We start from the raw sequence: 26,336 nt of genomic DNA, 5'->3' as shown, positions 1-26,336 counted from the left end.
CCGTCCCGGACAGCCGCCTCGAGGAGGTCCAGTTCAGTGACCAGCCAGGTCAGCAGCCCAGCGGAGCAGGCCGACGGAACAGTCGTAGGAGAGCAGCGCGCGGCGGGCGCGAAGGACGTCCGCCGGCTCGACCGAGTGATCATCAGGTTCGCGGGGGACTCGGGTGACGGGATGCAGCTCACCGGTGACCGTTTCACCTCGGAGACCGCGTCCTTCGGCAACGACCTCTCCACGCTGCCGAACTTCCCCGCCGAGATCCGTGCTCCGGCCGGGACGCTGCCGGGTGTGTCGTCGTTCCAGCTGCACTTCGCCGACCACGACATCCTGACCCCGGGTGACGCGCCGAACGTGCTGGTGGCGATGAACCCGGCGGCGTTGAAGGCGAACATCGGGGATCTGCCGCGCGGGGCGGAGATCATCGTCAACACCGACGAGTTCACCAAGCGGGCGATGCAGAAGGTCGGCTACGACGCCTCGCCGTTGGAGGACGGCTCGCTGGACGGCTACCACCTGCACCCGGTGCCGCTGACGACCCTCACCGTCGAGGCGTTGAAGGAGTTCGACCTCACCCGGAAGGAGGCCGAGCGCAGCAAGAACATGTTCGCGCTGGGTCTGCTGTCGTGGATGTATCACCGGCCGACGGAGGGGACGGAGGCGTTCCTGCGGTCGAAGTTCGCGAAGAAGCCGGACATCGCGGCGGCGAACATCACGGCGTTCCGGGCGGGCTGGAACTTCGGGGAGACGACGGAGGACTTCGCGGTCTCCTACGAGGTGGCGCCGGCGGCGACGGCGTTCCCGCCGGGCGTGTACCGCAACATCTCCGGGAACCTGGCGCTGTCCTACGGGCTGATCGCCGCGTCGCGTCAGGCGGATCTGCCGTTGTTCCTGGGGTCGTATCCGATCACTCCGGCCTCCGACATCCTGCACGAGCTGAGCCGGCACAAGAACTTCGGTGTGCGCACGTTCCAGGCGGAGGACGAGATCGCCGGGATCGGCGCGGCGCTGGGGGCGGCGTTCGGCGGGTCCCTGGCGGTGACGACCACGTCGGGGCCGGGGGTGGCGCTCAAGAGCGAGACGATCGGGCTGGCGGTCTCCCTGGAACTGCCGCTGCTGGTGGTGGACATCCAGCGCGGCGGGCCGTCGACGGGGCTGCCGACGAAGACGGAGCAGGCGGATCTGCTGCAGGCGATGTACGGCCGCAACGGTGAGGCGCCGGTGCCGGTGGTGGCGCCGAGGACGCCGGCGGACTGTTTCGACGCGGCTTTGGAGGCGGCGCGGATCGCGCTGGCCTACCGCACCCCCGTCTTCCTGCTCTCGGACGGGTATCTGGCCAACGGCAGCGAGCCGTGGCGGATCCCGGAGCTGGAGGAGCTGCCGGATCTGAAGGTGCAGTTCGCGCAGGGCCCGAACCACACCACCGCCGACGGCACCGAGGTGTTCTGGCCCTACAAGCGTGACCCGCACACCCTGGCCCGGCCATGGGCGGTGCCGGGCACGCCGGGGCTGGAGCACCGCATCGGCGGGATCGAGAAGCAGGACGGCACCGGGAACATCTCCTACGACCCGGCCAACCACGACTTCATGGTCCGTACCCGCCAGGCCAAGATCGACGGCATCGACGTGCCCGATCTGGAGGTCGACGACCCGGACGGCACCGCCCGCCTCCTCGTGCTGGGCTGGGGCTCCACCTACGGGCCGATCACCGCGGCGGTACGGCGCCTGCGCCGCGCCGGGCAGCAGGTCGCGCAGGCCCACCTGCGCCACCTCAACCCCTTCCCGCCCAACCTCGGCGAGATCCTGCGCAGATACGACAAGGTGGTGATCCCCGAGATGAACCTCGGGCAGCTCGCCACGCTCATCAGGGCGAAGTACCTGGTCGACGCCCGCTCGTACAACCAGGTCAACGGCATGCCGTTCAAGGCGGAGCAGCTCGCCACGGCGCTGAAGGAGGCCATCGATGACTGACGCCGACACGCTGCTCCAGCTCGTGCCCAAGGCCGAGGGCAAGCAGACGATGAAGGACTTCAAGTCCGACCAGGAGGTGCGCTGGTGCCCGGGGTGCGGTGACTACGCCGTGCTGGCCGCCGTGCAGGGCTTCATGCCGGAGCTGGGGCTGGCCCGGGAAAACATCGTCTTCGTCTCCGGCATCGGCTGCTCCTCCCGCTTCCCGTACTACATGAACACCTACGGGATGCACTCCATCCACGGCCGCGCCCCCGCCATCGCCACCGGCCTCGCCACCTCCCGCCGGGACCTGTCCGTGTGGGTCGTCACCGGCGACGGCGACGCGCTGTCCATCGGCGGCAACCACCTCATCCACGCCCTGCGCCGCAACGTCAACCTCAAGATCCTGCTGTTCAACAACCGCATCTACGGACTCACCAAGGGCCAGTACAGCCCCACCTCCGAAGTCGGCAAGATCACCAAATCCACGCCGATGGGTTCCCTCGACGCGCCCTTCAACCCGGTGTCGCTGGCGATCGGCGCGGAGGCGTCCTTCGTGGCCCGCACCGTCGACTCCGACCGCAAGCACCTCACCGAGGTCCTGCGCCAGGCAGCCGACCACCCCGGCACGGCGCTGGTGGAGATCTACCAGAACTGCAACATCTTCAACGACGGCGCCTTCGAGGTCCTCAAGGACCGGCAGCAGGCCGAGGAGGCCGTGATCCGGCTGGAGCACGGGCAGCCGATCCGCTTCGGCGCCGACCGCTCCAAGGGCGTCGTCCGCGACCCGGCCACCGGCGACCTGAAGGTCGTCGCCGTCACCCCGGACAACGAGGCCGACATCCTCGTCCACGACGCCCACCACGCCTCCCCGACGACCGCGTTCGCGCTGTCCCGGCTGGCCGACCCCGACACCCTCCATCACACCCCCATCGGCGTGTTCCGCTCCGTCGACCGGCCGGTCTACGACACCCTCATGGCCGACCAGCTCGACACCGCCGTCGACCAGCACGGCAAGGGCGACCTCGCCGCACTCCTCGCCGGCGGGGACACCTGGACCGTCGTCGGCTGAACACCGACGCACCGACGCACCGACGTGCGAGGGCCCCGGTATCCGCTGTGGATGCCGGGGCCCTGTCACGTCAGCCCGGGCGCGCTCAGCAGAAGTCGCCGAGGGCTGTCACGTCAGCCCGGGTGCGCTCAGCAGAAGTCGCCGAGGCCCCACCACTCGCCGTGGGTCCGCTGAGGTCCGTACACGGTCCGCCGACCCGGCCGCGACAGGCGTACACTTTCCAAAAGTTAGCGCCTGACGTACGGTTAGTACCTACACACACCCCCGAGGAGTGGTCGCATCATGAGCATCGTCGTCACCGGAGCCAGCGGGAAGCTCGGCCGGCACGTGGTGGAGCAGCTGCTGGAGAAGGTCCCGGCCGGGCAGGTCACCGCGGTCGTGCGCAGCCCGGAGAAGGTGGCCGACCTCGCGGAGCGCGGGGTGCGGGTCGCGGTCGCCGACTACAACGCGCCGGAGACCTTCGACGGCCTCTTCACGGCCGGCGACAAGGTCCTGCTGATCTCGGGCAACGAGTTCGACAAGGGCCGGGTGCGGCAGCACTCCGTCGTCATCGACGCCGCCAAGGCGGCCGGCGTCGCCCTGCTCGCCTACACCAGCGCCCCCGGCTCGCTGACCGCCTCGCTCGCCGACGACCACCGCGGCACCGAGCGGGCGCTGCTCGACTCGGGCGTGCCGTACGTCCTGCTGCGCAACGGCTGGTACCACGAGAACTACACCGAGAACCTGGCCCCCGTGCTGGAGCACGGCGCGGTGGTCGCCGCCGCCGGCGAGGGCCGGATCTCCACCGCCTCGCGGGCGGACTACGCGGCCGCCGCCGTCGCCGTGCTGACCGGCGAGGGCCACGAGAACGCGACGTACGAGCTGGGCGGCGACGAGGCCTGGAGCTTCGCCGAGTACGCGGCCGAGCTGAGCCGGCAGACCGGCCGGGAGATCGCCTACAACGCGGTCACGCCCGAGGCGCTCACCGGCATCCTGGCCGGCGCGGGGCTGCCCGAGCCGGCGGCGGCCATGTTCGCCGACGTGGACGCGGCGATCGCGAAGGGCGAGCTGGTGGTCGACAGCGGTGACCTGTCCCGGCTGGCCGGGCGTCCGACGACCCCGCTCTCCGAGGCCGTCGCCGCGGCGCTCAAGGACTGACCCCGGCCCGGTCGCGCCCCAGGTCCGTACCGTCATGACCGTATGACGGTACGGACATGACACGTGGGGGTGTGCGGCGTTACCGTCGTTCGGGTGGGTTCCGCGCGCGTCGGCGGTCCCGCGGATGACTACGGGACGCGTCGGAACACTGGAGGGGCCCGTGACCGGGAAGCCGGCCGCAGAGCGGCGCATAGGACTGCTGAACGGCTTCGCGGCGTACGGGATGTGGGGGCTCGTCCCCCTGTTCTGGCCCCTGCTCAAGCCGGCGGGCGCCGTGGAGATCCTGGCCCACCGCATGGTGTGGTCGCTGGTCGTCGTCGCGGTCGCGCTGGCCGTGATCCGCCGCTGGGCGTGGATCGGCGAACTGGTGCGGCAGCCGCGCAAGCTGGCCCTGATCACCGTGGCCGCCGCGGTCATCACCGTCAACTGGGGCCTCTACATCTGGTCGGTGAACTCCGGCCACGTCGTCGAGGCGTCCCTCGGTTACTTCATCAACCCGCTGGTCACCATCGCCATGGGCGTCCTGCTGCTGAAGGAACGCCTGCGGCCCGTCCAGTGGGCCGCCGTCGGCGTCGGCGCCCTCGCGGTCGTCGTCCTCACCGTCGGCTACGGCCGCCCGCCGTGGATCTCCTTGGTCCTCGCCTTCTCCTTCGCCACCTACGGACTGGTGAAGAAGAAGGTCAACCTCGGCGGCGTCGAGTCGCTGGCCGCCGAGACCGCGATCCAGTTCCTGCCCGCCCTCGGCTACCTGGTGTGGCTGGGGACCCAGGGCGAGTCGACCTTCGGCGCGGAGGGCGCGGGGCACGCGCTGCTGCTCGCCGCGACCGGCGTCGTCACCGCGCTCCCCCTGGTCTGCTTCGGCGCCGCGGCGATCCGCGTGCCGCTGTCCACGCTGGGGCTGCTGCAGTACCTGGCGCCGGTGTTCCAGTTCCTGCTCGGCATCCTCTACTTCAAGGAGGCCATGCCGCCGGAGCGCTGGGCCGGGTTCGCCCTGGTGTGGCTGGCGCTCATCCTGCTCACCTGGGACGCGTTGCGCACCGCCCGCCGTGCCGCCCGCGCCCTGTCCGGCCACCGCGCCGGTGCGGGAGACACCAGCGCCCCGCCCGGCGCCGGAGGGGCCGTGCCGGCCGCCGCGCCGAACGGCGAGGCGGAGGCACAGGCGCTGGAGACCAAGCGGTAGTGCGCGGCGGGACGGCGCTGTCGGTGCCGTCCCCTATAACGGGCGCATGACGCACACACCTACGCCGGCCACGCCGGTGCACTGGAAGGTCGTCGTCGACGCGGCCGACCCGCACGCCCAGGCGGACTTCTGGGCCGCCGCCCTGCACTACGTGGTCGAGGACAACAGCCCGCTCATCGGGAAGCTGCTCGCCGCGGGGGCCGTCCCCGAGACGCTCACGGTCATGTCGCACGGCCGCCGCGCCTGGCGCGACCTGGCCGCCGTACGCCACCCCGACGACCCCTACGAGGAGGAGAGCGGCACGGGGCGCGGCAGGCGGCTGCTCTTCCAGCGGGTGCCGGAGGAGAAGACGGTCAAGAACCGGCTCCACCTCGACCTGCACCCCGGTGTCGACCGCCGTGACGAGGACCTGGCCCGGCTCGAAGGGCTCGGCGCCCGGGTGCTGCGGCGGGTGGAGGAGCCCTCCGGGAGCTGGGTCGTGATGGCGGACCCGGAGGGGAACGAGTTCTGCCTCCACTGACCCCTCCACTGACCCGCTGAGAGTCCCGCTGAACCGCTGAGAGTCCCGCTGGACCGTTGATAGCTCCGCTGGACCGTTGAGAGCCCCGCGGAGATCAGCGCAGGTCGCGGGCGCGGGTGGTGAGGCGGTCCATGCGGGCGCGGGCGGAGTCCAGTTCCTCCTCCTCGTCGGCGGCGGGGCCGCCCTCGGAGGCGAGCTCGGTCCACAGCGCGATCAGGTCGTGTCCCAGCTCCAGCCCGAGCAGGGGGTCACGCACCCCGCGCCAGGCGGTGGCGGCGCTGCGGACGTTGCCGTACGCGGCCTCCGTGTCGCCCGCGCGGCGGCAGACGACGGCGAGGTCGAGGGAGAGCCGGAAGGCGCGCAGCGGCTCGCCCGCCAGGTAGGCGATGTACGCGGTCAGCTCCCGGAGACGCAGCACCTCCGGGTGCTCGGCGCCGAGGGCCTGTGCGGCCTGCTCCAGCGTCTCGTCGGTGAGCCGCGCGGCCGTGTCGATCCGGCCCGCGCGCACGGCCTCGTTGATCCGCTCCATCGGGTCGGCGAGGGGGCTGCCCGCGGGGGCGGCGGGCTCGTCGCCCAGCACGGCCTCGGCGACGGCGTCGAACCCGCGCGGCGGGGTGGGACGGGGGTCCGGGTCGGCGTCGAGCGCTGCCGCGAGATCGGAGGTCGGGGTGCGCGCGGGGGCGGGAGCGCTCGCCGCGCCGGGCTGGACGGGGTGCGGTCGCGCGTCCATGTCCGGGGGCGGGCCGAACACGCCCGTGGGAGGCGCGACGGTGCCGGGCCGGGGCACCCTGCGGAGGCGGAAGGTGGGCGGGGAGTCGTAGGGGGCGTCAGCTCCGGTTCCAGGCCCGGTCCCGGTCCCGGTTTCGGTTCCGGTTTCGGTTCCGGTTTCGGTTCCGGGGATCGGGTGCAGGGGGAAGGTCGGGGCGGCGTCCTGGACGGGGGTGACGGGTGCGGAGGCGCCGCGCTGCGTCGCGGACAGTCCGGGAGCCGCCGGTGCCTCGGGCTGCCGGTCCCCGAACGCCGGGTCCGGGCGGGCATCCCCCGGCGCCTCGGTCGTCGATGCCGGGCGGAGGTCCTCCGGTGCCTCCCGCTCCGGGACCGCGCGGAGCTGGTGGGTCGGGCGGCCGGTGTCCGGTCCGGCGGGCGGGGACTGGGGTGCCGGGCCCCGAGGCGTCTCCGGGGCCGGGGGTATGCCAGGGGCCGGCGGCTCGGAGGACGCCTGCTCCCTGTCCCGCACGCCGCGCAGCTGCACCGGCTGCGCGGCGAACGTGCTGGAGCCGTCCGGGGCGACCCGGAGCGGGACGACGTAGCCGATGCGCTCGTCGCGCACCGTCGCGTGCACGGCGTGGCCGGTGGCGACGGCGATGCGGTGCAGGCGGTTCAGCACGGCCTGCTGGATCTCCTCGCCGGGGCCCGCGATCACCCGCACGCCGTCGACGTAGGCCCCCGGCTCGTCCGACCCGTCGGACGGAACACGGACGTCGACCGGCACCGCCGCACGGTTCGCCGCGTCCGCGTCCTGCTGCTGTTCCCGCTTCTTCTCGCGGCTGAGTCGAGACATCGTTCCCTCATTCGGGTCGTACACCTACCGTCGAGTGTGTCCGCTCGCGCGCGCTGTGCACGTCACCGCGTTGTCACAGGCTCGTCCCAAGGGCCGTCGGCCCCGGTTCCGTACCGGGCGCGGGGCATGGACGATCGGGCCGCCGAGCAGGAGAGGGTCATGCGAGCAGGCACGGGACAGGGACCGGAGATCTGGCTGCGGGGCCCGGTGACGGCGCCGGAGGCGGACCGTCCAGGGCCGTCGCCCGCCCGTGCGACGGCCCGGCGCTTCTCCTGGGTGGGTCTGCACGGCGGCGCGGGCGTCTCCACGCTCACCGCGGTCTACGGCGGCCACGACTGCGGACGGTCCTGGCCCGCCCCCGACGCACCGCGTTCGGTGCTGCTGGTCGCCCGTACCCACGCGGCCGGTCTGGACGCGGTACTCCCGGCCGTCGAACTGTTCCGGCGCGGTGAGGCGCCGCACGGGCTCGACCTGGACGCCGTCGTCCTCGTGGCGGACGCGCCGGGCCGGCTCCCGCGTCCCCTCGCGCACCGGGTCCGGCTGATCGAGCCGCTGATCGACGTGTACCGGGTGCCGTGGGTGCCCGACTGGCGCCTCGGCGACCTGGGCGGCCGGCCGCCGCGCGAGACGGAGCCGCTGGCCCGTCTCACCGGCGCCCCACGGTGAGCGGGGACGGCGCGCGGGAGATCGCGGACGCCGTGGGCTCGGGCGCGCGCCGGGCCGTGGACGTGGTCGCGGAGACGCTGGCGCGGATCGCACGCGCCGATCCGGAGCTGTGCGCGTTCCTCGACGTGTGGGGCGAGGAGGCGTTGCGGCGGGCTGCCGAGGTGGACGCGCGGGTCGCCGCCGGGGAGCGCCCGCCGCTGGCCGGGGTGCCGGTCGCGGTCAAGGGGCGGGGCGGACTGCGGGCGGCGGAGCCGCTGCTCGCGGCCGGTGCGGTCGCCGTGGGCGCCACGTCGGTGCCGGGCCCGGGGACGCCCTGGCAGACGTGGGGGCTCGGGGCGCGCGGCCGTACGGTCAACCCGTGGCGGGCGGACCGTACGCCGGGCGGGTCCTCGGCGGGGGCGGCGGTGGCGGTGGCGGCCGGGCTGGTGCCGCTGGCGACGGGAGCCGACGGGGCGGGCTCCGTGCGGATCCCGGCGGCGTGGTGCGGGGTGGCGGGGCTGAAGGTGACGGGCGGCCGGTTCCCGTCGCGCGACCGTACAGGGCTGGCCGCGCCCGGAATTCTCGCCCGTACGGCGGCGGACACGGGCCTCTGGTGGCGGGTCGTCTCCGCACGGGACGCGTCTCCGCCTCCCTTCCCCCTCACCGCGGTCTGGTCCCCCAGCCTGGGCTTCGCCTCCCCCGACCCGGAGCCCGTCGCCCTGGCACGGGAGACGGCCGGCCGGCTCGTCTCCGCGGGCATGGTGCGCCTCGTGCGGCCGGCGGTCCGACCGTCCCTCCTCGACCCCGGCCCCGCCTGGCTCACCCTGCGCACCCCGGGCGCCGACGCGGCCGACGCCCACCGCGTCCGAGCCGCCAACGACGCCCGCCTCCGCGACCTCTTCAGCCACGCCGACCTGCTGCTCACGCCTACGGCGCCCACCGCGCCGCACGGCCACGACGGCCCCGGCGACACCTACTCCACCTCCCTCACCTGGGCGTTCAACCTCAGCGGTCACCCCGCGCTGAGCGTTCCGGCCGGCCTGGGCGCCGACGGCTGCCCGGCCGGACTGCACCTCGTGGCCCCGCACGACCGGGAGGACCTGCTGCTCACCGTGGCGGAGGAGGCGGAGAGGCGGGGCGCGGTCGAACCGCTGCGGGTGCCGTCGCGGGGGTGAACCGGCCACTCGGCGGACGCGGGAAGGGCCGCCCGCTCCCGGCGACCCTTGCGGGCACTTACTTGCGTATGCATATGATGCAGAAGCCTGTTAATGGCGAACGCCGGATATTTGGGAGACCACCATGACCCGCCGTTTCCTCTTCGTCCTGGGCAGCGCCCGCCCGGACGGCAACTCCGAACTGCTGGCCCGCCGCGCGGCCGAACAGCTGCCCCCGGACGTGGAACAGCAGTGGATCGACCTCACCGCCCACCCCCTGCCCGAGTTCGAGGACCTGCGTCACGACAGCGACCACGTCCGCCCGACCGAGGGCGCCACCGCCCTGCTGCTGGACGCCACGCTCGCGGCGACGGACCTGGTGATCGTCTCCCCGCTGTACTGGTACTCGGTGTCGGCGCAGACCAAGCGCTACCTGGACCACTGGTCGGGCTGGCTGCGCACCCCCGGCGTGGACTTCAAGGCCACGATGGAGGGCCGCACGCTGTGGGGCGTCACCGCGCTCGCCCACGAGGAGCCCGAGGTGGCCGACCCCCTGGTCGGCACGCTCACCAACTCGGCCGCCTACCTGGGGATGCGCTTCGGAGGTGTCCTCCTCGGCAACGGCAGCAAGCCGGGGGACGTGCTCAAGGACACGCAGGCGCTGGCCCGGGCCAAGACGTTCTTCGCCCAGGACGCCCCACGCGCCCGCTTCCCGTACGAGGCGGGCTGACGCTTCCCTGCGCCGTGGCGTCCTACGCCGTGACGCCCTACGCCGTGACGTCCTACGCCGTGACGTCCTTCGTCGTGAACCGGGCCCAGGCCGCCGAGCCGAAGACCGCCGCGTACAGGGCCTGGAGGCCGAGGTTCCTGGTCAGGTCGTCCCAGTGGACCGGTTCGCGCATCAGGTCGGCGAAGGACAGCCAGTAGTGGGAGAAGAGGTAGGGGTGGAGGGCGTGCAGCTGGGGGATCTGGTCGAGGATCTGGACGGTGATGAGCAGCCCGACCGTGGTGGCCATCGCCGCGATGCCGCTGTTGGTGAGGGTGGACACGAACAGGCCGAGCGCGGCCACCCCGAGCAGGGACGCCGCGACGACCAGGGCGATCAGCAGGGCGCGGAGCAGTCCCTCGCCGAAGGTGATGCGGGTGCCCGAGATGGTGGTGAGGTCGCCCAGCGGGAACAGCAGCGCGCCGACGGCCAGCGCCGAGACGGCCACCACCAGGGTGGCGGCCAGGCAGAACACCATGACCGTCGCGTACTTGGTGAGCAGCAGGCGGGTGCGGCCCGAGGGGGCGACCAGCAGATAGCGCAGGGTGCCCGCGCCCGCCTCGCCGGCCACGGCGTCGCCCGCGATCACGCCGACCGCCATGGGCAGGAAGAACGGCAGGGTCGCGGCGAGCGCGGTGAAGACCAGGAACAGGCCGTTGTTGGTGATCTGCGAGACGAACGCGGGGCCCCCGCCGCCGCCGCCCCCGGACGAGCCGTCGCCCGTCTCGATGCGCACGGCGATCCCGACCAGCACCGGCACGGCGGCCAGCACGCCCAGCAGGGCGAGCGTGCGCCAGCGGCGGAAGGTGGTGCGCAGTTCGTCGCGGAACAGGCCGAGGGTCCACAGGGGACGCGGCCGTACCGACACGCTCACCGTCTCAGCCCGCGACATCGAACCCCTCCCCCGTCAGCGCCACGAACGCGTCCTCCAGCGAAGCCCGTTCGACCCCGAAGCCGCGCACCCGCACGCCCGCCGTGACCAGGGCGGCGTTCACCTCGGCGAGGTCCCGTGCGGGCGGCTCGGCGGTCACCCGGTCGCCGTCCGCGACGACGTCGGCGAGGCCCTGTTCCTTCAGCACCCGGGCCGCGTCCGCAGGGTCCGGCGTGGTGACCACCAGCCGGCCCCGGGCGCCCGCGGCCAGCTCGGCGACCGGCCCCTGCGTGAGCAGCCGGCCGCGCGCCATCACCGCGACGTGCGTGCAGACCTGCTCGATCTCGTCGAGCAGGTGGGAGGAGAGGAAGACGGTCGTGCCGTCGGTGGCGAGTTCACGGACGAGTGCGCGGATCTCCCGCATGCCCTGCGGGTCGAGGCCGTTGGTCGGTTCGTCCAGCACCAGCAGCCGGCGGGGCCGCAGCAGGGCGGCGGCGAGGCCGAGGCGCTGCTTCATGCCGAGGGAGTACGCCCGGGCCTTCCTTCCGGACGCGGCCGTGAGGCCCACCCGGTCCAGGGCGGCGGCCACCCGTGCCTTCCGGGTGCGCGGGTCGGCGGTGGGGTCGGCGGCGTCGAGGCGCAGGAGGTTGTCCCGGCCGGAGAGGAAGCCGTAGAGGGCGGGGCCCTCGATGAGGGCCCCGACGTGCGGCAGGACGGCGCGCGCGGAGCGGGGCATGGGGCGCCCCAGCACGTGCGCCGTCCCGGAGGTCGGCTCGATCAGGCCCATCAGCATGCGGATGGTGGTGGTCTTTCCCGAGCCGTTGGGGCCGAGGAAACCGAAGACGCTGCCCGCCGGGACGGTCAGGCGCAGGTCGTCCACGGCGAGCTGTCCGCCGCGGTAACGCTTGGTCAGTCCGCGGGTGACGACCACCACGTCACCCGCGGACGGCCCCTCGCGTGTCTGCTCCGTGGCGGACGTCCCGTCCATCGGCTCCCCCGTTCCCCAGCCCGTGGGTCCGGGGAGACTACTTCCCCGCCTCGGCCGCCTTCACCAGCGCGTCCTTGGTGACCGTACCCACGTAGACCTTGCCGTCCTCGGTGATGAGGGCGTTGACCAGGCGGGTGCTGAACACGGTGCCCTTGCCGAAGTCGCCCTTGACCTGGTCGCCGAGCGAGCCGAGGAAGCCGCCGAGGTCGCCGCCGACCTCCTCCTCGGTGGGCAGGCCGGCGCCGGCGCCGGTGTCGAAGGCGGCGACGGTGTTCCAGCCCTCGCCGAGCATCCGCAGTCCGTCGAGGCCCTTGGCGAGGTCCTCCTCGGACTTCGGGCCCCGCTGCTGCTTGTCGAAGCCGAAGTCGCCGTGGCCCCGGTCCTGTTCGGTGTCCTCGGTCACCTTGGCGCCCTTGGGCGGGGTGAACTCGAAGGTGGAGGCGTCGGGCCGGTCGAAGCTCACCTTGGTGAAGCCGACGTCCACGACGGCCGAGCCGCCGCTCGACGGGGTGAGCGTGAACTTCAGCGGCATGCCCGTCTCGCCGTCCACGGCGATACTGACGGCGCCGACGGTGGAACCGGACTGCTTGGGCTCGACCACCAGCCGGTAGGCGTCGCGGCCGGCCACCTGGGCGGTGCCGTCGACCTTCACGGACGTGGTGTCGTCGACCGCCTTCAGCGCCTCCTCCGCGAAGTCCTTCGGCGTGGCCGGAGGCTGCTGCGCGCTCCGCTCCTTCGCGTCCGCCTCGTCGACGGTGGCGTGGTAGACCTCGTTGGACGCGCTGTCGTAGCCCCAGACGTCCTTGCCGTTGTGGATGAGGCTGTACTCGGCCGCGTTCTCCAGCAGGGACAGCTTCTGGCGGTCCGGGCCGTCGGCGGCGACGCGCAGGGTGTGCGTGCCGGACGCCAGTTCGGTGAGCCGGCCGGACGGGTCGGCGGAGGAGCCGCCCTCGCCGTCGCCGCCGCCCGTGGCGCCGGAGAGCAGGCCGCTCTCCAGCCCGCCGAGGTTCGGCAGCCCCAGGTCGGTGGTGATCTTCACGGTGCCGGACAGCCGCTCCACGTCCGACTGCGCGATCTTCTCGATGAGCTGTGCGGCGGTGATGTCCGGCAGGTCGGGGTCGCCGGAGTCGGCGAGCGCCGGGACGAGTCCGATCGTCGCGGCCGCCACGCCCATCACGGTGACGGGGACCACGTACCGCGCGGCCTTGCGGCGCCCGGCGCGCGGCTCCTCCTCCCCCGCGGTCGTCGTGTCGTCGGATTCGTACGGTGCCATGTGTGCCCTCCGTCGTCGCGGCGGCTTCCGTCCCGTGTCCTCGCACCAGTTCGGCCCGAGCCGCCATTCTCACCCGAACCGGTGAGAAGTGGTGTTCTCCGTCGTGGTCCATCTGACCAAATCGGGGGGACGGAAGCGTCAGACCGCGGGCTCAACTCCGCGTACTGCTGCGGTATGACACGGGACGAGGGCGCCTGCCCCGCCCCGTAGGGGTCACCCGGGGACCGGAGGCGTACGGGGGACGGCGGGGGCGGGTCAGCCGGCCCGGTGCACCACGGCGTCGCACAGCTCGACGAGCGCCGACTTGGCGGGCCCTTCGGGCAGCGGCGCGAGGGCGGCGCGCGCCTCCTCGGCGTAGCGCACGGTGTCCCGGCGGGCCTGGCCGAGCGCGGGGTGGGCGCGCAGCAGGCGCAGCGCCTCGGCGTGCCGGGCGTCGTCGGTGAGGTCGGAGTCGAGCAGCTCGCACAGGGCGAGGTCCTCGGCGAGCCCGAGCCGGGCCGCACGCTCGCGCAGGCGCAGCACGGGGAGGGTGGCGATGCCCTCGCGCAGGTCGGTGCCGGGGGTCTTGCCGGACTCGTGGGAGTCGGAGGCGACGTCGAGGACGTCGTCGGCGAGCTGGAAGGCGACACCGAGGCGCTCGCCGTACTGGGTGAGGACGTCGACGACGGTCTCGTCGGCGCCGGACATCATCGCGCCGAACCGGCAGGAGACGGCGACGAGGGAGCCGGTCTTGCCGCCGAGCACGTCCAGGTAGTGGTCGACCGGGTCGCGGCCGTCCTGCGGGCCCGCGGTCTCCAGGATCTGGCCGGTGACCAGCCGCTCGAACGCCTCGGCCTGCACCCGCACGGCCTCCGGGCCGAGGTCGGCCAGGATGTGGGAGGCGCGGGCGAAGAGGAAGTCGCCGGTGAGCACGGCGACCGAGTTGCCCCAGCGGGCGTTCGCGCTCGCGACCCCGCGCCGCACCTCGGCCTCGTCCATCACGTCGTCGTGGTACAGCGTGGCCAGGTGGGTGAGCTCCACCACGACGGCCGACGGCACGATGCCGGGCGCGTAGGGGTCGCCGAACCGGGCGGCGAGCATGACGAGCAGCGGACGGAACCGCTTGCCGCCGGCCCGCACCAGGTGCTGGGCGGCCTCCGTGATGAACGGCACCTCGCTCTTGGTGGCTTCGAGCAGCCCTTCCTCGACAGCCGTCAATCCGGCCTGGACATCGGCTTCCAGAGCCTGGTCCCGCACGCTCAGCCCGAACGGCCCGACGACGGTCACGAGGGGTCTCCTGTCTGCTGGTGTCTGCTGGCGGTTACACGGTTTGTCGATAGGTCGCTGCCACCACTCGAGTCAGCGTATCCGGTCAGGTTTCGATCACCGCCAGGGCCCGGGGTCACAAGCAGGGCGATACGGGATCAGAAGCGGAGTGTTTTTGATCGGCTGATAACAACGGACATACCTCGGCTTCCCGGACACAGTGACCCGCGCACCATCCTGCACCACCCCTGAGTCCGATTTGCCGTCATTGGTGGGCTAATTCCCCTTGGCCACAAATGCGCTCACGGTCACCGTCCCGTGAGGTGAGTCACGCGCCGGACGGCCTCCGGGACACCCTCGCACACGTCCGTCATCCCGCTCCACACAACGGAGTTGACGCTTGGCGATCGCAAAGGATCAAGCACGCAAAACCACCCATTCCAAGATCAAACGGGGTGTGGCGTGATCGTCGCACTTGTTCCCGACATGTGCTCTCGCATACGTTCCGGGCCTGCCGGGTGGACGCCGAGTCCTGCCGCCACCCGCATCACACCCGACGACCAACTCACGCACGGCAGGAGCGGGGGACCCAGGTAAGTCGCCGTACCGGACACGCGCCGGGACGGCTCGGGGTGAAGCCATGCCCGCAGGGGCACGGCCGGGCACTCTCCCGCCCGAACCCGACAGCTCACCTCGCAGGCGTAGGAGAGGAACCCAGACATGCCCGTCATCGCTTCGTCGCGCCGCCGCCTCGTCCGCTCCCTCGCCGTCGCCGGCACCGGCGTCGCCGTGGTCGCGCTGCCGCTGTTCGGCGCCACCAGCGCCTCCGCGGCCCCCTCGGCCCAGGCCACGGCCGCCGCCTCCACGACCGCGTACCCGGACAACCTCGACGGCTGGATCCGCGAGGCGATGGACGTCATGGCGCAGAACGGCATCCCCGGCTCCTACGACTCCATCCACCGCAACATCATGCGGGAGTCGTCCGGCAACCCGGCCGCCATCAACCTGTGGGACTCCAACGCCGTGAAGGGCACCCCGTCGAAGGGCCTGCTCCAGGTCATCGACCCGACCTTCCAGGCGTACCACGTGCCCGGCACCGCCTTCGACCCGTTCGACCCGGTCGCCAACATCGCCGCGGCCTGCAACTACGCCGCCGACCGCTACGGCTCGATCGACAACGTCTTCGGCGCGTACTGAGCCGACCTCTGACGGCCGAGAGCGGCCGTCTGCCCGAACAGTCGCTCGAGGACGACGGCCACGCCGTCGTCCTCGTTCGACAGGGTGACCTCGTCGGCCACCGCCTTCAGCTCGGGGTGCGCGTTGGCCATGGCGACGCCGTGGCCCGCCCACCGGAACATGGGGACGTCGTTCGGCATGTCCCCGAAGGCGACCGTGTCCTCGGGGCGCAGCCCCAGGTGCTCGGCGGCCAGCGCGAGACCGGTCGCCTTGGTGACCCCGCACGGCTGGAGCTCCACCGTGCCCGGCCCCGACATGGTGACCGTGGCCAGCGAGCCGACCACCGACCGGGCCGCCGCCGCCAGCGCGTCGTCCGACAGCTCCGGGTGGCGCAGCAGCACCTTGCTGATCGGCCGCTCCCACAGGTCGTCCCGCCGCTCCACCCGCACCGACGGCAGCTTCGGGTGCGGCATCCGGTAGCCCGGCTCGATCAGCGTCAGCCCGTCGACCCCGTCCTGGTCGACCGCGGCGTACACCTCCCCCACCTCGGCCTCGATCTTGCCGAGCGCGGTCTCCGCCAGCTCCCGGTCCAGCCGGACCGACCACAGCATCCGCCGCGCGGCGGCGTCGTAGACCTGCGCGCCCTGTCCGCACACCGCGAGCCCCGTGCAGCCGAGGTCGTCGAGCAGCGACCGCACTCTGGGGGCCGGCCGGCCGGTCACCACGAGGTGCCGGACACCGGCCCGCTCCGCCCGGGCGAGGGCGGCGAGGGAGCGGTCGGAGAGGGTGTCGTCACCGCGCAGCAGCGTCCCGTCCAGGTCGGTGGCGATGAGAGAACAATCGGTGGGTGCGGCCATGATCAGAGAATACGGACAAGAGGACCGTCCGATTCACCGCGCCCGTATGCCCGCGCATTGGGTGCGTTTTGCCTTCTTGTGCCGCCGATACGCGACCGGTTGAGACCTGTTTTCCCTTTTGACCGGAACACGGTGCGCTCCACGGGCCCCCGGCTCCGGGAGTCGTCCCTGATAACAGGGGCCCATCGGGACGCGACCCCGTAACGTGTGGCACGGCCACGGACACGTGGCCCACCCGCGCACACGAAAGCGAGGCAGCACCCGATGCCCCCCTTCGATGTCCCCGAGGGCGACCCCTTCGGCCCGCACAACCTGCCGTACGGCGTCTTCTCGCTCCCCGGCTCGGCGGAGCGCACCGTGGGCGTCCGGCTGGGCGACCACGTCCTCGACGCCGGCGCGGCGGCGCACGCCCTGGGCTCCCCCTACGCCTCCCTGCTCGCCCGCCCCACCCTCAACCCGCTGCTGGCGGCGGGCCGCACGGCCTGGTCGGACGTGCGCCGCGCGCTCACCGCGTGGGTGACGGTCCCGGCGCACCGGGAGACCGTCGAGCCGTTCCTCCACCCGCTGTCCGAGGTGACCCTCCATCTGCCGTTCGAGGTCGCGGACTACGTCGACTTCTACGCCTCGGAGAACCACGCGCGGAACGTCGGGCAGATCTTCCGCCCCGACGCCGAGGACTCCCTCACCCCCAACTGGAAGCACCTGCCGATCGGTTACCACGGCCGCTCCGGCACCGTCGTGGTGTCCGGCACCGACGTCGTGCGCCCCTCCGGACAGCGCAAGGCGCCCGCCGACCCCGCCCCGGTCTTCGGCCCGTCCGTGCGGCTGGACATCGAGGCCGAGGTCGGCTTCGTCGTCGGCGTCCCCTCCGAGCAGGGCAGGACCGTCCCGCTGAGCGCCTACCGCGACCACGTCTTCGGCCTGTGCCTGCTCAACGACTGGTCCGCCCGCGACATCCAGGCCTGGGAGTACGTGCCCCTCGGCCCGTTCCTCGGCAAGTCCTTCGCCACCTCGGTGTCGGCGTGGATCACCCCGCTGGACGCCCTGGACGAGGCCCGCGTCGCCCCGCCCGCGCGCACCCACGACCTGCTGCCCTACCTGGACGACTCCGGCGAGGAGCCCGGCGGCTACGACCTGCGCATCACCGTGACGATCAACGGCCACGACGTCTCCGAGTGCCCCTTCTCCACCATGTACTGGACGGCCGCCCAGCAGCTCGCCCACATGACGGTGAACGGCGCCTCCCTGCGCACCGGCGACCTCTACGGCTCCGGCACGGTCAGCGGGCCCACCGAGCGGGAGCGCGGCTCCCTGCTGGAGCTGACCTGGAACGGCCGCGACCCGCTCGAACTCCCCGACGGCAAGCGGACGTTCCTGGAGGACGGCGACGTGGTGACACTGTCCGCCTGGGCGCCGGGTCCGGACGGGGCGCGGGTGGGCCTCGGCGAGGTGACGGGACGGGTGGTCCCCGCGTCCTGACCCCTCCGGCCCTTGCCGAGGCGTACAACCACGCTGACTCGCACCGCCCTTCGCCGTCATACTTGGCGTCGGGCGGTGCGTCGTTCTCCACGCCGCGCGGCCCGCACCACCGCACGTCCCGAGCCGCTTCTTCCGACAGGATCCGGAGCCCGTGGCATGACGTACTGCCTGCTCCTGCTGAGCGTGGTCGCCGTGACCGCCGCCCTGCCCGTCCCCCGCCTGCTGACCCGGGCGAAGTGGCCGGAACGGGAGCCGGTCGTCGCCCTGTGGGTGTGGCAGTGCCTGGTGGCCACCGTGCTGCTGTGCTGTCTGACCGCCCTGGCGCTGGGCGCCGCCGCCGTCTTCGGCACCGTCCGCGCGCAGCTGTTCGCGCCGGCGCCGCCCGCCGTGACCGCCGCCTACGACCTGTCGCACGCCTCGCCGTGGACGACCGTTCTCACCGTGCTGCTGGCCGGGGGCGCCGCCTGGACCACCGCGATGCTCGCCCGCGAGCTGGTCGAGGCCCGCCGCCGTCGCGCCGGCGCCCGCGCGCACCTGCGGGACCGCGCGCCCGACCTTCCGGCGGGGCTCCCCGAGGGGCGGGGGCCGCTGCTGGTGCTGGAGGAGGAGTACCCGGACGCCTGGTGGATGCCGGGCAGCCCGCCCCAGCTGATCGTCACGACCGGTGCGCTGCAGCGGCTCACGGACCACCAGCTCGACGCGGTCCTCACGCACGAGCGCGGTCACGCCCGGGCCCGCCACGACTGGCTGCTGCATCTGTCGGCGGCGCTGGCGGCGGGCTTCCCGCGCGTCCCGCTGTTCGCCCACTTCTGCGAGCAGACGCACCGGCTGGTGGAGCTGGCCGCCGACGACACGGCCTCCCGCCGCTGCGGGCACCTGACCACCGCGCTGGCGCTGATCGAGCTGAACCAGCACCGGGGCGTGCTGTCCTGCTCCTCGAGCCACCGGCTGCTCGGCGAGCGCGTGGACCGCCTCCTGGAGCCGCCTCCGCGGCTGGGCCGCCGCCACCGCGCCCTGACGACCGCGGTGGCGTCGCTGGTGCCGCTGGTCCCCCTGCTGATCACGTTCGCACCGGGGCTGACGGCGCTGCCGTAAGCCGTGCGGGCTCAGGTCCAGTCGGGTTCCTCGTCGGGCCAGTCGTCCTCGGGCGCCGGGAGCTCGGCCGACGCGTCGGGCGCGGCGGCGGCCGGTGCCGCTGCGGAACCCGGTGCCGACAGCCCGGCCAGCACCTCCACGACCCCCTCCCCGTACGTCGCCCGCTTCTTCTCGCCCACGCCGCTGATCCCGCCGAGCTGCTCCACCGAGGTGGGCCACACCGTGACGATCTCCCGCAGCGTGGCGTCGTGGAAGATCACGTACGCCGGGACGCCCTGTTCCCTGGCCGTCTCGGCGCGCCAGGCGCGGAGCGCCTCGAACGCCGGCTGGAGCGGCTCGGGCAGCTCGGCCGCGGCGGCCTTGGCCTTGCGCTCGCCCCGGCTGCCCGCGCCCTTGGCCGACGCCGGCTTCTCGGGCTCCTTGCGCAGCGGCACCTCCCGCTCGCGCCGCAGCACGGACCCGCTGGCCTCGGTGAGCACCAGCGTGCCGTAGTCGCCCTCGACCGCCAGCAGGCCCTGCGCCAGCAACTGGCGGATGACGCCGCGCCACTGGGCCTCGCTCAGCTCCTCGCCGATGCCGAACACGGACAGCTGGTCGTGGTCGAACTGGATCACCTTGGCGGTGCGGCGGCCCAGCAGGATGTCCACGATCTGCACCGCGCCGAACTTCTGCCCGCGCTCCCGCTGGAGGCGCACCACCGTGGACAGCACCTTCTGCGCCGCCACCGTGCCGTCCCAGGTCTCCGGCGGGGCGAGGCAGGTGTCGCAGTTGCCGCAGTTCTCCCCGGACGGCTCCTGGCCGAAGTAGGCGAGGAGCTGGCCGCGGCGGCAGCGCACGCTCTCGCACAGGGCGAGCATCGCGTCCAGGTGCCGGCCCGCCCGCCGCCGGAACGCCTCGTCGCCCTCGCCGGACTGGATCAGCTTGCGCTGCTGGATGACGTCGTTGAGCCCGTACGCCATCCACGCCGTGGACGGCAGGCCGTCGCGGCCGGCGCGGCCCGTCTCCTGGTAGTAGCCCTCGACCGACTTGGGCAGGTCGAGGTGGGCGACGAAGCGGACGTCCGGCTTGTCGATGCCCATGCCGAAGGCGATGGTCGCCACCACGACCAGGCCTTCCTCGCGCAGGAACCGCGCCTGGTGCGCCTGGCGCGTCCCCGCGTCGAGCCCCGCGTGGTACGGCACGGCCTCGACGCCGTTCTTCGTCAGGAACTCGGCGGTCCTCTCCACCGAGTTGCGCGAGAGGCAGTACACGATGCCCGCGTCCCCCGCGTGCTCCTCGCGCAGGAAGGCGAGGAGCTGCTTGCGCGGGTCGGCCTTCGGCACGATGCGGTACTGGATGTTGGGCCGGTCGAAGCTGGCCACGAAGTGCCGGGCGTCCGGCATGCCCAGCCGCTCGGTGATCTCCCGGTGCGTGGCGTCCGTGGCGGTCGCGGTGAGGGCGATGCGGGGCACGTCCGGCCACCGCTCCCCCAGCACGGAGAGGGTGAGGTAGTCGGGCCGGAAGTCGTGTCCCCACTGGGAGACGCAGTGCGCCTCGTCGATGGCGAACACGGAGATCTTGCCGCGCGAGAGGAGGTCCAGGCTGCTGTCCAGGCGCAGCCGCTCCGGCGCCAGGTACAGCAGGTCGAGCTCGCCGGCGAGGAACTCCGCCTCGACCGTCCGCCGCTCGTCGAAGTCCTGCGTGGAGTTCATGAAGCCGGCCCGCACGCCGAGCGCCCGAAGGGCGTCGACCTGGTCCTGCATGAGTGCGATCAGCGGGGAGACGACCACGCCCGTGCCGGGCCGGACCAGGGCCGGGATCTGGTAGCAGAGCGACTTGCCGCCGCCGGTCGGCATGAGCACGACCGCGTCGCCGCCGGCGATCACATGGTCGACGACGGCTTCCTGCTCGCCGCGGAAGGTCTCGTAGCCGAAGACCCGGTGCAGCGCAGCCAGCGCCTCACTGTCCGTCACTGCCATCCCGGCGACACCGTCCGTCCCGTGCATCGTCCCGTCCCCCGCGGCCGTACCTCGGCCACTGCGTCCACCATAGGCGTCCGGACCGACAGGCCCGGAGTTGTCCACAGGCCCGCCCGGAACGCTCCGTGCCTGAGCGGATGCGACCGGGAACGACCGCGGCCCGGCGCCCCCGTGCGGGGTGCCGGGCCGCGGTCGTACGAGCGGCGGGGCGCGTCAGCGCACGAACACCCCCGCGTCCCCGGCCAGCTCCAGGAAGTACTGCGGCGCCACACCGAGCACCACCGTGACCGCCACACCGACCGCGATCGCGGTCATGGTCAGCGGCGACGGGACCGCGACGGTCGGGCCCTCCGGCCGCGGCTCGCTGAAGAACATCAGCACGATGACGCGGATGTAGAAGAACGCCGCGACCGCCGACGAGATCACACCGACCACGACCAGCGGGACCGCCCCGCCCTCGGCCGCCGCCTTGAACACGGCGAACTTCCCGGCGAAGCCGGAGGTCAGCGGGATGCCCGCGAAGGCCAGCAGGAACACCGCGAACACCGCCGCGACCAATGGGGAGCGCCGGCCCAGGCCCGCCCAGCGGGACAGGTGGGTCGCCTCGCCGCCCGCGTCCCGCACCAGCGTGACCACGGCGAAGGCGCCGATCGTCACGAAGGAGTAGGCCGCCAGGTAGAACAGCACCGACGAGATGCCCGACGGCGTGGCCGCGATGACGCCCGCGAGGATGAAGCCCGCGTGCGCGATCGACGAGTAGGCCAGCAGGCGCTTGATGTCGGTCTGGGTGATCGCCACGATCGCGCCGGCCAGCATGGTGACGATGGCGACGCCCCACATGACCGGCCGCCAGTCCCAGCGCAGACCGGGCAGCACCACGTACAGCAGGCGCAGCAGGGCGCCGAACGCCGCGACCTTGGTGGCCGCCGCCATGAAGCCGGTGACCGGGGTGGGCGCGCCCTGGTAGACGTCGGGCGTCCACATGTGGAACGGCACCGCGCCGACCTTGAACAGCAGGCCCATGACCAGCAGCGCGGCGCCGATCAGCAGCAGCGCGTCGTTGCCCATGGTGTTCGCCAGCGCCGGGGTGACCTCCGGGACGGTGCCGTCGACGACCTGCGCGATCGTCGCGTACGACATGGAGCCCGCGTAGCCGTACAGCAGGGCGATGCCGAACAGCGTGAACGCGGAGGCGAACGCGCCGAGCAGGAAGTACTTGACCGCCGCCTCCTGCGACATCAGCCGCTTGCGGCGGGCCAGCGCGCACAGCAGGTACAGCGGGAGGGAGAGGACCTCCAGCGCCACGAACAGCGTCAGCAGGTCGTTGGCCGCCGGGAAGACCAGCATGCCCGCGACCGCGAAGAGCAGCAGCGGGAACACCTCGGTGGTGGTGAACCCGGCCTTGACGGCCCGCTTCTCGGCGTCGCTGCCGGGGACGGCCGCGGCCTGCGCGGCGAAGGAGTCGACGCGGTTGCCGTGCGCCTCCGGGTCGAGCCGGCGCTCGGCGAAGGTGAACAGGCCCACCAGCGCCGTCAGCAGGATCGTGCCCTGGAGGAAGAGCGCCGGTCCGTCGACGGCGATCGCGCCCATGGCGGCGATGCCCGCCTTGGTGGTGGCGTACCCGTCCGCGGCGAGCGCCACGACTGCGGCGAACGCGGCGACGAGCGCGACCGCGGAGACGAACATCTGCGCGTAGTAGCGGGACTTGCGCGGCACGAACGCCTCGACCAGCACCCCGACGAGCGCCGCGCCGACGACGATCAGCGTGGGCGCGAGCTGCCCGTACTCGATCTTGGGTGCGTCGATCTTGGCGATCGGATCGGCCGCGGTTGTCCACAGGCTGTGGACGGCTGCTGTTGCGCTCACTTGGCCGCCTCCACCTCGGGCTGGGGGTCCTTCTTCTGTACGTCGGACAAGGTCTGCTTCACCGCCGGGTTCACGATGTCCGTGACGGGCTTCGGGTAGACGCCCAGGAACACCAGCAGCACGACCAGCGGCGCCACCACCGCGATCTCCCGCACCCTGAGGTCGGGCATCGTGGCGACCTCGGGCTTCACCGGGCCGGTCATCGTCCGCTGGTAGAGGACGAGCGTGTAGAGAGCGGCGAGCACGATGCCGAAGGTGGCGATGATGCCGATCACCGGGTAGCGCGTGAACGTGCCGACCAGGACCAGGAACTCACTGACGAAGGGCGCGAGGCCCGGCAGCGAGAGGGTGGCGAGACCGCCGATCAGGAAGGTGCCGGCGAGCACCGGGGCCACCTTCTGCACACCGCCGAAGTCCGCGATGAGCCGCGAGCCGCGCCGGGAGATCAGGAACCCGGCGATCAGCATGAGCACGGCGGTCGAGATGCCGTGGTTGACCATGTAGAGCGTCGCCCCGGACTGGCCCTGGCTGGTCATCGCGAAGATGCCCATCACGATGAAGCCGAAGTGCGAGATCGAGGCGTAGGCGATCAGCCGCTTGATGTCGCGCTGGCCGACGGCGAGCAGCGCGCCGTAGATGATGCTGATCACCGCGAGCACCAGGATCACCGGGGTCGCCCACTTGCTGGCCTCCGGGAAGAGCTGGAGGCAGAAGCGGAGCATCGCGAAGGTGCCCACCTTGTCGACCACCGCGGTGATGAGCACGGCGACCGGGGCGGTGGACTCCTGCATGGCGTTGGGCAGCCAGGTGTGCAGCGGCCACAGCGGCGCCTTCACCGCGAAGGCGAAGAAGAAGCCGAGGAACAGCCAGCGTTCGGTGCTGGTCGCCATCTCCAGCTCGCCGTTCGCCCGGGCCTGCGCGATCTCGGTGAGGGAGAAGTTCCCCGCGACCACGTACAGCCCGATCACCGCGGCCAGCATGATCAGACCGCCGGCCAGGTTGTAGAGGAGGAACTTCACCGCCGCGTACGACCGCTGGGTGGCCGCCTTCTCCTCGCCGTCCTTGTGCGCACGGTCCCCGAAGCCTCCGATGAGGAAGTACATCGGGATGAGCATGGCCTCGAAGAAGATGTAGAAGAGGAAGACGTCGGTGGCCGCGAAGGAGATGATCACCATCGCCTCGACGGCCAGGATCAGGGCGAAGAAGCCCTGCGTCGGCCGCCACCGCCTGCTGCCCGTCTCCAGCGGGTCGGCGTCGTGCCAGCCGGCCAGCACGATGAACGGCATCAGCAGCGCGGTCAGCGCGATGAGCGCCACCCCGATGCCGTCGACGCCCAGTTCGTAGCGGACGCCGAAGTCGGCGATCCAGGAGTGGGACTCGGTGAGCTGGTAGCGGTCGCCGTCCGGGTCGAAGCGGACCAGGACGGTGACCGCCAGGGCGAGGGTGGCCAGCGAGAACAGCAGGGCCAGCCATTTGGCGGCCGTGCGCTTCGCGGCCGGTACGGCGGCCGTGGCGATCGCCCCGATGGCCGGGAGCGCCGCCGTCGCTGTCAGGAGAGGAAAGGACATCGGTATCAGACCGCCCTCATCAGCAGGGTCGCGGCGGCGAGGACCGCCGCGCCGCCGAACATCGAGACCGCGTAGGACCGCGCGAAGCCGTTCTGCAGCCTGCGCATCCGCCCGGACAGACCGCCCACGGAGGCGGCCGTGCCGTTGACGACCCCGTCGACCAGGGTGTGGTCGACGTACACCAGCGAGCGCGTGAGGTGTTCGCCGCCGCGGACCAGGACCACGTGGTTGAAGTCGTCCTGGTACAGGTCGCGGCGGGCGGCCCGGGTGAGCAGCGAACCGCGCGGGGCGACGGCCGGCACCGGGCGCCGTCCGTACTGTGCCCAGGCGATCGCCACGCCGATCACCATCACGGCGACCGTGGACAGCGTCACCGTCAGCGCGCTGACCGGCGGGTGTCCGTGGGCGTGCCCGGTGACCGGCTCCAGCCAGTGGATGAAGCGGTCGCCGATGCTGAAGAACGCGCCGCCCGCGACCGACCCGACGGCCAGCACGATCATCGGGACCGTCATGACCTTCGGCGACTCGTGCGGGTGCGGCGGCTCGTACTCCCCGCGCGTCTCGGCGGCCGGCTCCACATCGGGGGAGGCGGGGGACGGCGTGGGCGCGTTGCGCCAGCGCTCCTCGCCGAAGAACGTCATCAGCATCACGCGCGTCATGTAGTACGCGGTGACGGCCGCGCCCAGCAGGGCGCAGGCGCCGAGGATCCAGCCCTCGGTGCCGCCCTTGGCGAATGCCGCCTCGATGATCTTGTCCTTGGAGAAGAAGCCGGACAGGCCCGGGAAGCCGATGATCGCGAGGTAGCCGAGCCCGAACGTGACGAACGTGACCGGCATGTACTTTCTGAGGCCGCCGTAGCGGCGCATGTCGACCTCGTCGTTCATGCCGTGCATGACCGAACCGGCGCCGAGGAAGAGCCCGGCCTTGAAGAAGCCGTGCGTCACCAGGTGCATGATCGCGAAGACGTAGCCGATCGGGCCGAGGCCTGCGGCCAGCACCATGTAGCCGATCTGCGACATGGTCGAGCCGGCCAGCGCCTTCTTGATGTCGTCCTTGGCGCAACCGACGATCGCACCGAACAGCAGCGTGACCGCGCCGACGATGGTGACCACCAGCTGGGCGTCCGGCGCGCCGTTGAAGACGGCCGCCGAGCGGACGATCAGGTAGACGCCCGCGGTCACCATGGTCGCGGCGTGGATGAGGGCCGACACCGGGGTCGGGCCCTCCATCGCGTCCCCGAGCCAGGACTGCAGGGGCACCTGGGCGGACTTGCCGCACGCGGCGAGCAGCAGCATCAGGGCGATCGCGGTCAGCTTGCCCTCGCCCGCCTCACCGGCGAGAGCGGCCTCCCCGTGGCCGCCGAGCACCGGCCCGAAGGCGAAGGTGCCGAACCACAGGAACATCAGCATGATCGCGATGGACAGGCCCATGTCACCGACGCGGTTGACCAGGAAGGCCTTCTTCGCGGCCGTGGCCGCGCTGGGCTTGTGCTGCCAGAAGCCGATCAGCAGGTAGGAGGCGAGACCGACGCCCTCCCAGCCGACGTACAGCAGCAGGTAGTTGTCGGCGAGGACCAGGATCAGCATCGCCGCGAGGAAGAGGTTCAGGTAGCCGAAGAAGCGGCGGCGCCGCTCGTCGTGCTCCATGTACCCGACGGAGTAGAGGTGGATCAGCGAGCCGACGCCCGTGATCAGCAGCACGAACGTCATCGACAGCTGGTCGAGCCGGAAGGCGACGTCCGCCTGGAATCCCTCCACCGGGATCCAGCTGAACAGGTGCTGCACGACCGTACGGTCCTCGGCGCCCTTGCCCAGCAGGTCGGTGAAGAGCACCAGGCCGAGCGCGAAGGACACGGCGGCCAGGACCGTGCCGATCCAGTGGCCGACGGCGTCCAGCCGGCGGCCGCCGCACAGCAGGACCACCGCTCCGAGCAGAGGCGCCGCCACCAGCAGCGCAATCAGGTTCTCCACGATTCAGCAGC

General features: G+C 72.4%; 21 protein-coding genes and 1 riboswitch. Of the genes, 11 read left to right on the top strand and 10 right to left on the bottom strand.

All coding sequences use genetic code 11. The features are described from left to right. The first annotated feature begins 36 nt into the window (after positions 1-36). The 5 genes from ACQZOG_RS17275 (at position 37) to ACQZOG_RS17255 (ending at position 5,853) form a co-directional block, all read left to right on the top strand. The gene (locus ACQZOG_RS17275) at positions 37-1,965 is read left to right on the top strand and encodes a 2-oxoacid:acceptor oxidoreductase subunit alpha (protein WP_193456061.1); all 1,929 of its coding nucleotides are present in this window, start codon (positions 37-39) and stop codon (positions 1,963-1,965) included. Further along, on the top strand, positions 1,958-3,016 hold the full coding sequence (locus ACQZOG_RS17270) for a 2-oxoacid:ferredoxin oxidoreductase subunit beta (protein WP_037641034.1): 1,059 nt from the start codon (positions 1,958-1,960) through the stop codon (positions 3,014-3,016). Before ACQZOG_RS17275 ends, ACQZOG_RS17270 begins: the two co-directional genes overlap by 8 nt. A 282-nt stretch (positions 3,017-3,298) precedes the next feature. Continuing rightward, positions 3,299-4,153 (top strand): SDR family oxidoreductase, encoded by an 855-nt coding sequence (locus ACQZOG_RS17265; protein WP_193456060.1) that lies wholly within the window; start codon positions 3,299-3,301, stop codon positions 4,151-4,153. A gap of 160 nt (positions 4,154-4,313) precedes the next feature. Beyond that, on the top strand, positions 4,314-5,333 hold the full coding sequence (gene rarD, locus ACQZOG_RS17260) for an EamA family transporter RarD (RefSeq protein ID WP_037641030.1): 1,020 nt from the start codon (positions 4,314-4,316) through the stop codon (positions 5,331-5,333). Between the two features lie 46 nt (positions 5,334-5,379). After that, positions 5,380-5,853, top strand: a complete 474-nt coding sequence (locus tag ACQZOG_RS17255) for a VOC family protein (protein ID WP_033272511.1) — start codon at positions 5,380-5,382, stop codon at positions 5,851-5,853. 94 nt (positions 5,854-5,947) lie between these two features. Here the strand turns inward: ACQZOG_RS17255 and ACQZOG_RS17250 are convergent, their stop codons facing one another. Then, a complete protein-coding gene (locus ACQZOG_RS17250; RefSeq protein ID WP_193466728.1) occupies positions 5,948-7,414 on the bottom strand; it encodes a tetratricopeptide repeat protein in 1,467 nt (488 codons plus the stop codon). 159 nt (positions 7,415-7,573) lie between these two features. On the opposite strand from ACQZOG_RS17250, the gene ACQZOG_RS17245 reads away from it, so the two are divergent. The 3 genes from ACQZOG_RS17245 to ACQZOG_RS17235 all read left to right on the top strand — a co-directional run bounded on the left by ACQZOG_RS17245 (position 7,574) and on the right by ACQZOG_RS17235 (position 9,943). Beyond that, on the top strand, positions 7,574-8,080 hold the full coding sequence (locus ACQZOG_RS17245) for a DUF6668 family protein (protein WP_193466729.1): 507 nt from the start codon (positions 7,574-7,576) through the stop codon (positions 8,078-8,080). Next, positions 8,077-9,234 carry an amidase family protein gene (locus ACQZOG_RS17240; RefSeq protein WP_359498742.1) on the top strand — a complete coding sequence of 386 codons (1,158 nt, stop codon included), beginning with the start codon at positions 8,077-8,079 and terminating at the stop codon, positions 9,232-9,234. The genes ACQZOG_RS17245 and ACQZOG_RS17240 overlap by 4 nt, the downstream gene beginning before the upstream one ends. A gap of 124 nt (positions 9,235-9,358) precedes the next feature. Beyond that, positions 9,359-9,943: a flavodoxin family protein gene (locus tag ACQZOG_RS17235; protein WP_033272515.1), complete on the top strand. Its 585-nt coding sequence runs from the start codon at positions 9,359-9,361 to the stop codon at positions 9,941-9,943. Positions 9,944-9,995: 52 nt separating this feature from the next. Here the strand turns inward: ACQZOG_RS17235 and ACQZOG_RS17230 are convergent, their stop codons facing one another. The 4 genes from ACQZOG_RS17230 to ACQZOG_RS17215 all read right to left on the bottom strand — a co-directional run bounded on the left by ACQZOG_RS17230 (position 9,996) and on the right by ACQZOG_RS17215 (position 14,377). Next, positions 9,996-10,871 (bottom strand): ABC transporter permease, encoded by an 876-nt coding sequence (locus tag ACQZOG_RS17230; protein ID WP_397665292.1) that lies wholly within the window; start codon positions 10,869-10,871, stop codon positions 9,996-9,998. Continuing rightward, on the bottom strand, positions 10,858-11,838 hold the full coding sequence (locus ACQZOG_RS17225) for an ABC transporter ATP-binding protein (protein WP_401456327.1): 981 nt from the start codon (positions 11,836-11,838) through the stop codon (positions 10,858-10,860). The genes ACQZOG_RS17230 and ACQZOG_RS17225 overlap by 14 nt, the downstream gene beginning before the upstream one ends. A 37-nt stretch (positions 11,839-11,875) precedes the next feature. Next, a complete protein-coding gene (locus tag ACQZOG_RS17220) occupies positions 11,876-13,111 on the bottom strand; it encodes a LolA family protein (protein WP_430741628.1) in 1,236 nt (411 codons plus the stop codon). A 255-nt stretch (positions 13,112-13,366) separates the two neighbouring features. Further along, positions 13,367-14,377, bottom strand: a complete 1,011-nt coding sequence (locus tag ACQZOG_RS17215; protein ID WP_430741627.1) for a polyprenyl synthetase family protein — start codon at positions 14,375-14,377, stop codon at positions 13,367-13,369. A gap of 568 nt (positions 14,378-14,945) precedes the next feature. After that, positions 14,946-15,073: riboswitch (cyclic di-AMP (ydaO/yuaA leader) on the top strand. 3 nt (positions 15,074-15,076) lie between these two features. Here ACQZOG_RS17215 and ACQZOG_RS17210 point away from each other — a divergent pair. Beyond that, on the top strand, positions 15,077-15,553 hold the full coding sequence (locus ACQZOG_RS17210) for a transglycosylase SLT domain-containing protein (protein WP_203550310.1): 477 nt from the start codon (positions 15,077-15,079) through the stop codon (positions 15,551-15,553). Here ACQZOG_RS17210 and ACQZOG_RS17205 read toward each other — a convergent pair. Further along, complete coding sequence (locus tag ACQZOG_RS17205) at positions 15,517-16,389, bottom strand: HAD family hydrolase (protein WP_093550559.1); 873 nt, start codon at positions 16,387-16,389, stop codon at positions 15,517-15,519. The genes ACQZOG_RS17210 and ACQZOG_RS17205 overlap by 37 nt on opposite strands. Positions 16,390-16,653: 264 nt before the next feature. Here ACQZOG_RS17205 and fahA point away from each other — a divergent pair, with 264 nt between their 5' ends. Further along, positions 16,654-17,868, top strand: coding sequence for a fumarylacetoacetase (gene fahA / locus ACQZOG_RS17200; protein WP_230229065.1), 1,215 nt, complete (start codon positions 16,654-16,656; stop codon positions 17,866-17,868). Between the two features lie 156 nt (positions 17,869-18,024). Beyond that, positions 18,025-18,963: a M56 family metallopeptidase gene (locus ACQZOG_RS17195; protein WP_033272523.1), complete on the top strand. Its 939-nt coding sequence runs from the start codon at positions 18,025-18,027 to the stop codon at positions 18,961-18,963. Positions 18,964-18,974: 11 nt separating this feature from the next. Here ACQZOG_RS17195 and recQ read toward each other — a convergent pair whose 3' ends face one another. The 4 genes from recQ to nuoL form a co-directional block, all read right to left on the bottom strand. Further along, positions 18,975-20,948 (bottom strand): DNA helicase RecQ, encoded by a 1,974-nt coding sequence (recQ, locus tag ACQZOG_RS17190; protein WP_430741626.1) that lies wholly within the window; start codon positions 20,946-20,948, stop codon positions 18,975-18,977. A 186-nt stretch (positions 20,949-21,134) separates the two neighbouring features. Further along, the gene (gene nuoN / locus ACQZOG_RS17185; RefSeq protein ID WP_033272525.1) at positions 21,135-22,787 is read right to left on the bottom strand and encodes an NADH-quinone oxidoreductase subunit NuoN; all 1,653 of its coding nucleotides are present in this window, start codon (positions 22,785-22,787) and stop codon (positions 21,135-21,137) included. Beyond that, a complete protein-coding gene (locus ACQZOG_RS17180; protein ID WP_033272526.1) occupies positions 22,784-24,355 on the bottom strand; it encodes an NADH-quinone oxidoreductase subunit M in 1,572 nt (523 codons plus the stop codon). The genes nuoN and ACQZOG_RS17180 overlap by 4 nt, the downstream gene beginning before the upstream one ends. A gap of 5 nt (positions 24,356-24,360) precedes the next feature. Further along, a complete protein-coding gene (gene nuoL, locus ACQZOG_RS17175; RefSeq protein ID WP_058916752.1) occupies positions 24,361-26,325 on the bottom strand; it encodes an NADH-quinone oxidoreductase subunit L in 1,965 nt (654 codons plus the stop codon). Positions 26,326-26,336: the final 11 nt, after the last annotated feature.

It is taken from the genome of Streptomyces sp. P13-3-3 (genome assembly GCF_050571355.1).
Lineage (GTDB): Bacteria > Actinomycetota > Actinomycetes > Streptomycetales > Streptomycetaceae > Streptomyces > Streptomyces althioticus.
This window is presented reverse-complemented; position numbering and strand designations above follow the sequence as displayed.